Origin of the sequence: Clostridium sp. TF06-15AC (assembly GCF_003481165.1) — a bacterium.
Taxonomy (GTDB): Bacteria; Bacillota; Clostridia; order Lachnospirales; family Lachnospiraceae; genus Otoolea; species Otoolea fessa.
The window spans coordinates 106419-118095 of the sequence record NZ_QUKS01000006.1 but is presented as its reverse complement, the minus strand read 5'-3'; the positions used below and the strand labels follow the sequence as shown (position 1 = coordinate 118095).

Genomic DNA, 11677 nt, shown 5'->3' with positions numbered 1-11677 from the left:
TTAGAAGTAGCTTAGATTCAATATATTTTGTAATTGAGTCCATCACTCTTTGGGCAGTTTTCTGACTTATTACTCCTATGTAATGAATTATAAAAAAGCTTTCATTTATTATTTTTTTGCCTTGCAAAAATAAAAAGCTCGATTAATAAAATAACCGGGAACAATAGCCCAACTCCCATACCTGCACGAATATTGTCTCCTGCACTTTGTGTAACACGTCCAACAATCCCCGGACCTATGCTTCCACCCAGGTCCCCCGCCATAGCAAGCAAAGCAAACATAGCCGTTCCACCTGCCGGAAATCTTTCTGATGAAATACTGATTGTGCCGGGCCACATAATCCCAACAGAAAAGCCACAGATAATACATCCAATCAAACCTGATATCGGATTCAACGATACAGAAACAAGCAGGTAGCATATCACACATAAAATTCCAGATCCGATCATAAATTTCATCAGATCCATTTTATCACCATATTTTCCGAAAATTATACGACTGATCCCCATTGTAACAGCAAACATGCAGGGACCGGCCAGGTCACCAACTGTCTTTGACAGCCCCAGAGCAGCTTCCGCATAAGCAGATGCCCATTGTGCCATAGCCAGTTCTGATGCACCGGAGCAAATCATCAAGCATATGGAAAGCCAGAAAAGAGGTTTTCGAAACAGTTCTTTTATTCCCATTCCTTCCCCCTCATCTACCAAATGCTCGATCGGACAGGTTGCAAAATTATAGATATTTATGGCCGGAACAAGCGCCCATAAGACAGCCAGCCATTTCCAGCTGTCCATGCCAAACACCGCAAAAAACAGTGTAGAGATCACAATCGTTCCCACTGCTCCCCAACAATAAAAAGAGTGAAGCAGACTCATCGTTGCCTCTTTGTTATCAAATGGACACGCCTCCACGATCGGGCTGCAAAGCACTTCAATCAGACCACTTCCGACTGCATATACAATCACACTCAGGATAATTCCAACAAGCGGTTCCGGCAAAAGCTCCGGCAAAAAAGCCAGACCAACCAATCCTGCTGCGGAACATACCTCAGAAGTAACAATACAGATGCGATACCCTATTTTGTCCACAAACTTTGCACAAAACAGGTCTACCAACAACTGTGTAAGGAAAAAGCAGGTAGAAATCAATGCGATTTTTCCAAGTGCAATTTGATAATCATTATGAAATTTCAAAAATAACAATGGGGCAAAATTAGCTGCAATAGCCTGTGTAATAAATCCCATATAACAGGCTATTTTTGTTTTCCGGTAATTTGGCATGGTCATCACTCCTCGTTTTTTATTGAATTATATAACATAATATCTTTATTTTCATTGATTTATTTCCGAAATTTATTGTATAATATCGTAAAGTATGTTTCAAAGAGTGGGGTTTCTATGAATATAAATACAACCTATACCAAAATCATTACAGGTGAAGATTTGATGGAGACAGCTCAGCACGGAAGCACTCTCTATCCTTTCCAGTTTTATTATGAAGATCTGTCCGTTTTTGATTTCAACTGTATCGAATGGCACTGGCATACTGAATTGGAGTTTATTTATATTGAATCCGGAACCGTTACTTTGTGGATTGGAGAAGACCAATTTCATTTAACCGAAGGAAATGGCATATTCATTAATACAAAGGTACTCCATCGCCTTTATTCTCCCTCAAAAGCCCTCATTCCCAATTTTGTATTTATGCCTTCTTTTATTGCCCCTTGCGACAGCCTGATTTATCAGAAATATATTCTGCCGATCATTTCTTCCTCATTGCCATTTCTCGTATTTCATAAAAAAGTATGCTGGCAAGCAAAGGTTTTATCTATCATACGGCAAATTATTTCTGCACAGGATTCCGTTTTATCCAAAGAACTCCTTACCAGTTCTCTCCTTCAGAATCTCTGGCTGGAAATATTTGAAAACACAGACATTTCATACCAGGAAGAACACAAGGATCATTCAACCGCTTCTCAAGCCCGGTTACAGCTCATGCTGCAATTTATCCATCTAAATTACTCACGGAGTATCTCATTGGATGATATTGCAGAACAGGCAATGGTCAGTAAAAGTACCGCTTTGAATCTGTTTCGGAAATATTTACATATAACGCCGGTTAACTATCTCATTAACTACCGTTTAAAACAGGCCGGTCAGTTGCTTTCAAAAACCGAGAAAAAAGTCAGTCTCATTTCTTCTGAGACAGGATTTCATAACGTTGACTATTTTTGCAGATTATTCAAAAAACGTTACCAATTAACCCCAACGGAATACCGGAAACAGAAAAGCCGCTGATTGGGACGGCGCTGCATTTCCGGCTGCCATCCGCGGGATTCTGGTCAATGCCTCCCACAACGCGGTGAGGAAGATAGGGTTTCAAGTGCGTGTTTGACCACTTTCTCTGTTTCATCCAGCGTCCAGTCGTGCATGGTCCCTGCCTTGCCGAAACTCATGCAGCCGACAAGCTTGGAGATTTGAATATCCGTATTTCCTAAAGTTGTATATTCCATTGCAAAACCTCCTTCAGAGCTATAGTCTAAAGACTCATCGAAAGGTTCTCCAGCCACAACATCTGGCATCCACATAATCTCCTCTGCACCAAAAATGTCGATTTCCATATTTATATTTGAGATTCTGATAAGCATTACAGCGGCTTTTGAAAAATCTGTATTGATTTTTCTGAGCGAGGTGTTATAATCGGTATATACCGAAAATAAAAGGAGGAACGCGTCCATGCCAAGACCGCCACGGTGCCGTCGGATTTGTGGCGCACCACAAATTGATACCTTCTGCCCCAATGGGTGCGAGAATACCAAGCCGATCCTGCTGACGCTGGACGAATACGAGGTCATTCGTCTGGTTGACTTGGAGCAGCAAACCCACGAACAGTGTGCCGCGCAAATGGACATTTCACGCTCTACTGTGCAGGAGATTTACGAAGTCGCACGGCGCAAGATCGCAGCGTGTCTTGTCCACGGGAAACCGCTGCACATCACCGGGGGAAACTACCGCATCTGCGGAGGACAGGAGGCAGCCCACTGCGGCCGTTGGTGCCGGATGCAGAGAGCCAACACAGAAAAATCCAACAAAAAATGCAAAGGAGATTCCATTATGAAAATTGCAGTTACCTATGAAAACGGTCAAATTTTTCAGCATTTCGGCCATACCGAACAGTTCAAGCTTTATGAAGCTGCAGACGGCAAAATCACTCATGCGGAAGTTGTTGATACCAACGGCAGCGGTCACGGCGCACTGGCAGGCTTCCTGATGCAGAACGGCGTGGACACTTTGATTTGCGGGGGCATCGGCGGCGGTGCCCAGGCAGCTCTGGCCGAAGCGGGCATCAAGCTCTACGGCGGTGTCAGTGGGGACGCTGACGCAGCAGTGAGCGCATTGCTCAGCGGAAATCTGGGCTACGATCCCAATGTTCACTGTGACCACCATGACCATGAGCACGGCGAGGCTGGTCACACCTGCGGTAATCACGGCTGCGGCAAGCATAGCTGCCATTGATATGGAACGCACACTGACACAACTTCCGTTCTGGTCATCCTTGACCGAACACGAAATGGACATGCTACGTCGAAGTACCTTTGTCCGTCATTATGAAAAGGGTGCGTTCGTTCACAGCAGCGACAATGAATGTCTCGGAATGCTGTTTATTCTTTCCGGCGAGATCCGCACCTATCTTCTCTCTGATGAGGGGCGGGAGGTAACGCTGTTCCGCCTGTATCCGGGCGAACTATGCGTGCTTTCCGCCTCCTGCGTGATCAGTCAGATCACCTTTGATACGCAAATGACTGCCGGAATGGGTACGGACGTTCTGATTATCCCTGCAAATGTCATTGCTGCGCTCAAGGAGAAAAATCTCTATGTCCGCTGTTTTCTCTATGAACTGGCAACGAAACGGTTTTCTGATGTGATGTGGGCGATGCAGCAGATTATGTTCAAGGGATTGGATCGGCGGCTGGCAGAATTTCTCCTTGCCGAAGCGGAGCGTACCGGCTCCGACACGATACGCATGACCCATGAGCAGATCGCTCAGCACATCAGCTCGGCGCGGGAAGCAGTGGCACGGATGCTCAAAAGCTTCTCGGAGGACGGACTGGTGGAGCTGAAGCGTGGTGCAATCATGCTGCGGGATAAGGACAGACTAAATCGTCTAAAATAAGAAGAAATGTGACTTCGTCACAGCAGAAAGTCATAGATTTGCTACAATAAAAGCAGAAAAACAGGAAGGAGTATTCACCATGAAAGAAACGAAATACGCAGGAACTCAAACCGAAAAAAACCTGATGGCTGCCTTTGCCGGTGAGTCCGAGGCACGCAACAAGTACACCTATTTTGCATCCAAGGCCAAGAAGGAAGGCTTCGAGCAGATCGCGGCGCTGTTCCTCAAAACCGCTGATAATGAGAAGGAACACGCCAAGCTGTGGTTCAAAGAACTGAACGGCATTGGCGACACCGCCGAAAACCTTCTCTCCGCCGCTGAGGGTGAGAACTACGAGTGGACGGATATGTATGACGGCTTTGCCAAAACTGCCGATGAGGAAGGCTTTCATGAGCTGGCGCAGCGCTTCCGTCTGGTTGCCGCTATTGAAAAGCACCATGAGGAGCGCTACCGTGCCCTGCTGCACAATGTGGAGATGGCGGAGGTCTTTGCAAAGAGTGAGGTCACGGTATGGGAGTGCCGCAACTGCGGCCACATTGTGATCGGTGAGAAAGCGCCGGAAGTCTGCCCTGCCTGCAATCATCCCCAGAGCTATTTTGAGATCCACGCGGAAAATTATTAAAGAAAGAAAGGGAGAATCATCATGGAGCAGAAGTTTTACATTTGCAAGCATTGCGGTAACATCATTGCCAAGGTCAAGGACACGGGCGTTCCCGTCATCTGCTGCGGCGAGCCGATGACCGAGATCATTCCCGGCACCACCGACGCCGCCGTGGAGAAGCATGTTCCTGTCTGGACGGTGGAAAACGGCGTCGTCCATGTCAAGGTCGGCTCCGTGGAGCATCCCATGCTGCCAGAGCACTATATCGAGTGGGTATCTCTCCAGACCAAGCAGGGCAATCAGCGCAAGGAGCTGCATCCCGGCGAAAAGCCGGAGATCTGCTTCGCCCTCTGCGAGGGCGATGAAGTCGAAGCGGTCTACGCCTATTGTAACCTCCATAGTCTGTGGAAAGCGTGATTCATCTTTCAAAAACCCGGTGCTTTTTGAGCACCGGATTTTTTTATCAATGTGACTTCGTCACAGAAAAATGCTTTGCCCTGCGGTATGATAAAGCCACAATCATGAAACAAGAAAGAGGTGGTGAACATGAAAATCAAGCTCAATCCCGATCCGGAGATTGTCAATACCATCAAAGAAGGACTCAAGCGCACCGGCGGATACTGTCCCTGCCGCAGGGAGCGCACAGAGGCAACCAAGTGTATGTGCCAGGAGTTTAAGGAGCAAATTGCAGATCCCGGCTTCGAGGGATTTTGCCACTGTATGCTCTATTACAAATCCTTGCAGGATTAAGGGAGGAACGCTATGCTGTCAAAGAAACTGACTGCCGTAGATAAGACGCGGTGCATCGCCTGCGGTGTGTGTGAAAATACCTGTCCACTGAGAGCTGTCAGGGTGCGCCGCGGCTGCTACGCCGCCGTAGAGGCGGAACGATGCGTAGGCTGCGGCAAGTGTGTATTCGTCCTACTTGTCACGCTGGCGAATGCGGCAGGCGCTTTGCTGATCTCTACCATCACCGCCGACATGATCAACATTGCCGTGGAGGGCAGACACATGGATTGCGATCCTCGGCGGTGGGATGCTTATGAAAGGCAGCCTGACCCCCGGCACGTTCCAGGCCTTTTTCCAGTACATGAACATGTCCAGCGAACCGATCACAGAGCTTTCCTATATGACAAACCCTCTGCAATCGGCGCTGGCCTCCATGGAGCGGGTATATGAGCTGCTGGATGAGCCGGAGATGGAAGCAGAGCCGGAAGCACCGAAGCGAATCGGCCATGCGCTGGGAGCGGTGGAGTTTTCCCACATTCGCTTTGGCCAATTATTGGTGAATCGACATTTTGTTTCCTTTATCCACTCATTTTTATGATGTTCCAAGCACTTGATTCAAGGCAGAAAGTCATGTCGCATCACTTAATACTACAGCCCCTTCTTTATTTCTTCAATTGTCATCTCATATACTTCTGTTACTTTTTCCATTGCTTCCGGTATCCCCGGCTGCTCTCCGGTTCTATCTCTCAAAAGTTCTGTCAACTCATGACTAACCTCATACAGACGGTCAAAAGAAAGATTCTGACACACCCCTTTCAGTGTGTGTGCACCGCGAAAAGCATCTTCATAATTTTTATTTTCCAATGCCTGTTTTAACTGTATATAACTCTGATCTTCAAGGAACTTTAATGCAAATCTCCGAATCAGTGCTTCGCTGTGAAGGCGTCCCAAGACAGCTTCATAGTTTCCTCCAATAGCTTCGTAACACTCTTGCATTGTCATATTTTAGTCCTCCTGTCAATTGTATTCCACTAATTCATGAACCTCTGCTAATCAATTATATACATACCTTAAAATCGTTTTTATAACTTCATCAATCACAATCGGCTTTGACAAATGTGCGTTCATTCCTGCATCCAGTGATGCCTGAACATCTTCTGCAAATGAATTAGCTGTCATTGCTATAATAGGAATGTTTTTTCCATCCGGTCTGTCATTCATTGCCCTGATTGCTTTTGCTGCTTCATAACCATTCATTTCAGGCATCATGATATCCATCAGGATTACATCAAATGTGCCTTCCGGATGATTTCTGAAAATCTCAACAGCATTCTTTCCATCCACAACTCTTTCTACATTCATCCCGAACTCTTCCAACTGCACGGCAGCAATCTCTGCATTCAGTTCATTATCCTCTGCAAGAAGGACATTCACACCTGTAAGATTCACCTTTTCAGAAATACCTGTGTCTGACTTATTACATTCCTTATCTGTAATTTCCAAAGGAATATCCACAGTAAATGTGGTTCCCTCATGCTTTTTACTCTGCACGGAAATGGTTCCACCCATCATATCTACATACTTCTTTACGATAGCCATCCCCAGTCCAACTCCATGGTACTGCGTTCTCACATCGGAATCTTCCTGCGCAAATTCCTCAAAAACTTCTTTTGTAAATTCCTCACTCATGCCAATACCAGTATCCGAAATGCGGTAACGCATATTTATATATCCATCCCCGCCCTTTTCCAGACACCGGGCTTCAAATGTAATCGTCCCTCCATCCGGAGTGTATTTTACGGCATTGCTCAGAATATTGACCAGCACATCACGCAGGCGTGCAGGATCCGCAAGTACATTTGGAATCTTTGCTTCTTCACGCTGAATCTTAAAGTTGATATCCCTGTTCGTAAGAAAGCCTTTTGTAATATCCAATGCAGAATCTGTAATGTTTTTCACATCCGCCGGTACCGGATTGTATTTCACTTTTCCACTTTCGATGCGGGTCAGATCTAATACATCATTGAGCAGCGACAGTAAATGCTCTGAGCTTTCGTCAATCTTTTCCAGACAATTTTTCACCTCGTCTGACGGATTGTTTTTCATTGCAATACCGGTAAATCCTATGATTGCATTCATCGGTGTCCTCATATCATGGGACATATGTGACAGAAATGCTGTTTTTGCCTTGGTTGCAGCCTGTGCATGCTCTGCCAATTCCGCCATTTCCTCAGCTTTCTCCTGAGCCGTCTTCTGAGCTTTTTTTCTTGCACTGAGACGCACCATTATCACAGCCATAGTAGTCAGTAGCCCTCCAAAAATAAGAAGAGCCAAAACAGTAACAACAGGATGCAGACGGATCCAGTCAACAAATGTCAGCTCTGTTGCTTTGTATGTGGTATACTGTGCTGCAAGATCTTCAACAAGATTTTGGGGCATGGCATACATTGCTTTCGTCAGAATACCAGCCAGCGCATGGTTCTCAGTTGATGAAATTACCATGCGGTAGGTGAATGTAGGCTGTTCCAGCAGAGTATATGTCATGGTGCCCGTAGTGTCACTGTTCACAAACGCCTGTGCCATGTAATAATAGACGAAGGCAGCATCTGCTTTACCCTCACGGACAGCTTCCATCATTTCCTGTCGGGTACTGCACATCAGTTTTTCTGCACCGGGTGCCATTGCATCTTCAATTGAATTTGATGCTGTCTGGTCAACAGTAGTAACAACATTAATTTTTCCATCAAAGTCACGCCGTGTCACCCTTGCCAGCTGCATCGTAATGAAAGGTGCAGTAATCCCCCATTTTTTCGTCTCAGCATAGTTATCTGTTTCCAGGCGCGCATCGATGCTCATATCTGTAGTTTCCTTATTTTTCTGATAAGCAATATACTCATCTCTGGTGGCAGGTGTAAGAAACTCATAGGAAATCCCGGCATAGTCTGCAATTTTCCGGAAGTAATCCGGGATAATACCCTTCATCTCACCATTTTCATTATAAGAATATGGATAACGGGTCGGATCACACAGAACATGAAGCGGGTTGTCCTTGGAATACTGTGAAATAATACTTTTTTCTTTCTCCGTATATTCCAGATTCTTAATTTCGATGCTTTCATAATTTTTATTATAAAGTGTCGTTTTCCAGTCACCCTCAACTGCATTCATCTGGTCGATTGCATAATTGATCTCATTCAGCAATTCTGTATTACCTTTTTTAACCATGACATAGAAATCGCTGCTGTCAAATTTATCCACGATACGCTCATTGTTTGTTTTTCTCATAGAAGTGGCAGCAATAGCATCAACATTTCCACTCTGAAGAGCTTCCTCCATCTCTGCTGTCGTATCAAAATAAAATGAATCATATGTAAATCCTTTATTGCCTGCAAAATCCGCAAACTCTTTATCTCGTGTGCTTCCGTTCAAAAGTGCCACACGCATACCGTTGTAAGTACTGTAATTGCCATCCACAATCGTGCTGTTGTCACTGCAGACGGTCAGAATCCCATTATTGGTTCCGATCGGACGTGAAAAATCAAACTTTTCTTCTCTTTCCGGTGTTTTGCGGGGAGATGTTACCATATCAATCTCGCCATCTTCAAGCATCTGCTGCATATCATCCCAGCTCTTATCATATCCGACATATTCGTAATCTACATCCCAATAACGGGCCATCAGCCGAAGAAAATCATAGCCATACCCACTGCGGTTGCCTTCTTCATCCATCACATGATAACCATCCATGGCAAAGAAACCAACTTTGACAGTTTCATGCTGCGAACTGTCCTCGGCTGCATATGCAGTCTGGGGAGAAAATATCATACACACGCATACAAAAGTCAGTAACACTGCCACATATTTCTTAGCTCTCGAAATCATATTAAATCTCCTGGTCAACCTCCTGGTTTAATAAAATTGCACTGTCGCATCAAATCCATTTGTCACTGTTCAGTGACCTGCGGTTCGGTACCCCCCCCCCACCAGATTTTATGCTTCTGATCGTCTTTTCCAGCACCTTCATCTCAACCGGTTTTGAAATATGTGCATTCATACCGGCTGCCAAAGAATTCTGAATGTCCTCCGAGAATGCATTGGCAGACATTGCAATGATTGGGATCTTCTTTGCCGCTTCATGGGAGCTTCTGCGGATTGCCTTCGTTGCATCATAACCATTCATAACAGGCATCTGCACATCCATCAGAATCATGTCATAATCACCTGGAGCAGACTGTTCAAATGCTTCCAAAATCTCTTCGCCATTTTCACAAATGGTACATTCCGCACCTTCAATTTTTAACAGTTCTATCAGGATCTCCGCGTTCAACTCATTATCCTCTGCACACAGGAATTTCATTCCCTGCAGAATATTTCCATCCTGCTCATCTGTTTCTTCTTGTGCCGCCAGAGCAACCGTTCTATCCTCTGCAATTTTCAGATCCAAGAGAACCTCAAAACAGCTTCCCTGTCCCAATTCACTCTCCACATCAATGGTACCTCCCATTGCCTCAACCAGATTCTTAGTAATCGCCATTCCAAGTCCGGTTCCCTGTATTTTATTTGTAAGGGAACTTTCCGCACGGGTAAACGCATCAAAAATTGTATCCTTGAAATCTGCCGACATTCCCATACCATTATCGCTAACTAAGAAACGGTACTTTGCATAGACAGATGACTTTGTCTCACATTCTTCTACAAAGAACTGAATTTCCCCACCTTCCTGGGTATACTTCACTGCATTGGAAAGCAGGTTGCTGAAAATCTGCATCAGGTGAACCTGATCCGCATTCACCCACTCATGCTGAATATTTTCTTTTATGATTGTAAGGGTCTGCTGCTTTTCATATATTTGAGTATGAAATATAGTGTCAAGTTCCTGTACAAGATCCAGAATAGAAAAGTCAGAATACTTGAAGACTGTTTTTCCTGCCTCAATCTTGCTCATATCCAGAACATCATTGATAATTCCTAACAGGTGCTGTGATGAAATGTCTATTTTTTCTGCATACTCTATAACTTTTGCTTTATTACCTGCATCATGTCTGATCAAAGATGTGATACCAATGATTGCATTCATAGGTGTACGAATATCATGTGACATATTAGACAGGAAATCCGTTTTCGCCTTATTTGCATTTTCAGCTGTCTGCAAAGCCTCTGTTGCAACGTTCTTTGCCTTTTTCAGTTTTTGATTGACTACTTCCATTTCCTTCATTGTTTGTAAATGAAGTTCATTATTTCTTTTTTCATATTCTGCTTTTTGATCTGCAAGACTAAGTCTGGAAATACTGTAGAATAATCCGGCAAAAAGTAAAAATATATAACCTGCCATGAGTATTGTTGTAAACAACACCGTTTTCTGGTAATCCCTCAGCACATTGTCAACAACTCCCCTTTCCACAATACATACCAAAATGGTGTTGTTGCTTTCTATCGGGCAATACCCCAGATAATAGGGGTTCTGTTTTCCCAAAAGTGCAACTCCGGATTCTCTGTTATCAAACTTCTTTTTGAACAAATCAGCCTCTTCTTCTGTAATAGCCTGTTCTCCTTTTAAATGTTTTAACAGAGAATAATTACGCAGGTATTTATCACCACTCTGGTTCGTATATGTAATATTTCCGTCATTATCCAGCATGAACAAATATGCTTTCCCGTCATAACCTTTCAGTTTTAACATGGAATCCAGTTTCAAATGATCAAACACAGCTCCAATTGCCGTATAAGTTTCCCCATTGATGGTATATTCCTGACATGGAATCGCAACCAGATAACCGTCTTTTTTCTTCTGAGCATAATCAAGACGCACCAGTTTTCCAATATTGTATCCGTTCTTTAAATCCAGCAGAAGTTTACTTGGCATATCAATCCGCATTTTTGTTCCACCTGCTGATATTGCCTGACCATTTTCCTGAAGGAATATAAGTGTACTTTTCAATTCTTTTTCCCATGCTTCAAAGAAACTTTTGTTCACATCCGTTTCAAGAGACAGCTCCCTCTCATGAAGTAAAAATTCCTCAACCAACTGCAGCTGGCTGTAGTACCCACTCACTTGAAGATCATAGGTCTGCTGCATCTGTTCAACAACAGCTCCCATACTGCTTTTTCCATTTTCACTGATATACTTGCTAGACTTACTTATAAGATACTTTATACAAACTACGCTTAAAAGAA

12 protein-coding genes and 1 pseudogene are annotated in these 11677 nt (G+C 44.3%); 8 read left to right on the top strand and 5 right to left on the bottom strand.

The genetic code is table 11. The features are described 5' to 3' along the window. Positions 1-101: 101 nt before the first annotated feature. Entirely contained in the window at positions 102-1280 is a 1179-nt protein-coding gene (locus tag DXC57_RS12360) for an MFS transporter (protein WP_118652875.1), read from the bottom strand. A 117-nt stretch (positions 1281-1397) separates the two neighbouring features. On the opposite strand from DXC57_RS12360, the gene DXC57_RS12355 reads away from it, so the two are divergent. Next, positions 1398-2297, top strand: a complete 900-nt coding sequence (locus tag DXC57_RS12355; protein ID WP_118570318.1) for an AraC family transcriptional regulator — start codon at positions 1398-1400, stop codon at positions 2295-2297. A gap of 44 nt (positions 2298-2341) precedes the next feature. Here DXC57_RS12355 and DXC57_RS15760 read toward each other — a convergent pair whose 3' ends face one another. Beyond that, positions 2342-2737 (bottom strand): hypothetical protein, encoded by a 396-nt coding sequence (locus tag DXC57_RS15760; RefSeq protein ID WP_243101475.1) that lies wholly within the window; start codon positions 2735-2737, stop codon positions 2342-2344. On the opposite strand from DXC57_RS15760, the gene DXC57_RS12345 reads away from it, so the two are divergent. From DXC57_RS12345 to DXC57_RS15545, 7 genes and pseudogenes are all read left to right on the top strand, one after another. Next, a complete protein-coding gene (locus tag DXC57_RS12345) occupies positions 2736-3515 on the top strand; it encodes a DUF134 domain-containing protein (protein WP_118652873.1) in 780 nt (259 codons plus the stop codon). The genes DXC57_RS15760 and DXC57_RS12345 overlap by 2 nt on opposite strands. A gap of 61 nt (positions 3516-3576) precedes the next feature. Further along, the gene (locus DXC57_RS12340) at positions 3577-4173 is read left to right on the top strand and encodes a Crp/Fnr family transcriptional regulator (RefSeq protein ID WP_243101474.1); all 597 of its coding nucleotides are present in this window, start codon (positions 3577-3579) and stop codon (positions 4171-4173) included. 79 nt (positions 4174-4252) lie between these two features. Further along, positions 4253-4795, top strand: coding sequence for a rubrerythrin (rbr, locus tag DXC57_RS12335; protein ID WP_118652869.1), 543 nt, complete (start codon positions 4253-4255; stop codon positions 4793-4795). Positions 4796-4816: 21 nt separating this feature from the next. After that, positions 4817-5191 carry a desulfoferrodoxin family protein gene (locus DXC57_RS12330; RefSeq protein ID WP_118652867.1) on the top strand — a complete coding sequence of 125 codons (375 nt, stop codon included), beginning with the start codon at positions 4817-4819 and terminating at the stop codon, positions 5189-5191. Positions 5192-5311: 120 nt separating this feature from the next. Next, positions 5312-5524, top strand: coding sequence for a ferredoxin-thioredoxin reductase catalytic domain-containing protein (locus tag DXC57_RS12325; protein ID WP_347502066.1), 213 nt, complete (start codon positions 5312-5314; stop codon positions 5522-5524). Between the two features lie 12 nt (positions 5525-5536). Next, a pseudogene (locus DXC57_RS15895) lies at positions 5537-5611 on the top strand (4Fe-4S binding protein); the annotation flags it as partial. A 205-nt stretch (positions 5612-5816) separates the two neighbouring features. Next, positions 5817-6101, top strand: a complete 285-nt coding sequence (locus DXC57_RS15545) for an ABC transporter ATP-binding protein (protein ID WP_147354952.1) — start codon at positions 5817-5819, stop codon at positions 6099-6101. A 50-nt stretch (positions 6102-6151) separates the two neighbouring features. On the opposite strand, the gene DXC57_RS12315 is transcribed toward DXC57_RS15545, so the two are convergent. From DXC57_RS12315 to DXC57_RS12305, 3 genes are read right to left on the bottom strand one after another with little or no spacing between them, the layout of a single operon-like run. Next, a complete protein-coding gene (locus DXC57_RS12315) occupies positions 6152-6505 on the bottom strand; it encodes an Hpt domain-containing protein (RefSeq protein WP_107001123.1) in 354 nt (117 codons plus the stop codon). 51 nt (positions 6506-6556) lie between these two features. Then, positions 6557-9385 (bottom strand): transporter substrate-binding domain-containing protein, encoded by a 2829-nt coding sequence (locus tag DXC57_RS12310; RefSeq protein ID WP_118652865.1) that lies wholly within the window; start codon positions 9383-9385, stop codon positions 6557-6559. Positions 9386-9434: 49 nt separating this feature from the next. After that, entirely contained in the window at positions 9435-11600 is a 2166-nt protein-coding gene (locus DXC57_RS12305; RefSeq protein WP_243101473.1) for an ATP-binding protein, read from the bottom strand. Positions 11601-11677: the final 77 nt, after the last annotated feature.

Excerpts from the sequence above, each read along its gene's own strand:
- DXC57_RS12360 (WP_118652875.1), bottom strand. The coding sequence starts at position 1,280 with ATGCCAAATTACCGGAAAACAAAAATAGCCTGTTATATGGGATTTATT.
- DXC57_RS12355 (WP_118570318.1), top strand. The coding sequence starts at position 1,398 with ATGAATATAAATACAACCTATACCAAAATCATTACAGGTGAAGATTTG.
- DXC57_RS12345 (WP_118652873.1), top strand. The coding sequence starts at position 2,736 with ATGCCAAGACCGCCACGGTGCCGTCGGATTTGTGGCGCACCACAAATT.
- DXC57_RS15760 (WP_243101475.1), bottom strand. The coding sequence starts at position 2,737 with ATGGACGCGTTCCTCCTTTTATTTTCGGTATATACCGATTATAACACC.
- DXC57_RS12340 (WP_243101474.1), top strand. The coding sequence starts at position 3,577 with ATGCTACGTCGAAGTACCTTTGTCCGTCATTATGAAAAGGGTGCGTTC.
- rbr (WP_118652869.1), top strand. The coding sequence starts at position 4,253 with ATGAAAGAAACGAAATACGCAGGAACTCAAACCGAAAAAAACCTGATG.
- DXC57_RS12330 (WP_118652867.1), top strand. The coding sequence starts at position 4,817 with ATGGAGCAGAAGTTTTACATTTGCAAGCATTGCGGTAACATCATTGCC.
- DXC57_RS15545 (WP_147354952.1), top strand. The coding sequence starts at position 5,817 with ATGAAAGGCAGCCTGACCCCCGGCACGTTCCAGGCCTTTTTCCAGTAC.
- DXC57_RS12315 (WP_107001123.1), bottom strand. The coding sequence starts at position 6,505 with ATGACAATGCAAGAGTGTTACGAAGCTATTGGAGGAAACTATGAAGCT.
- DXC57_RS12310 (WP_118652865.1), bottom strand. The coding sequence starts at position 9,385 with ATGATTTCGAGAGCTAAGAAATATGTGGCAGTGTTACTGACTTTTGTA.
- DXC57_RS12305 (WP_243101473.1), bottom strand. The coding sequence starts at position 11,600 with ATGGGAGCTGTTGTTGAACAGATGCAGCAGACCTATGATCTTCAAGTG.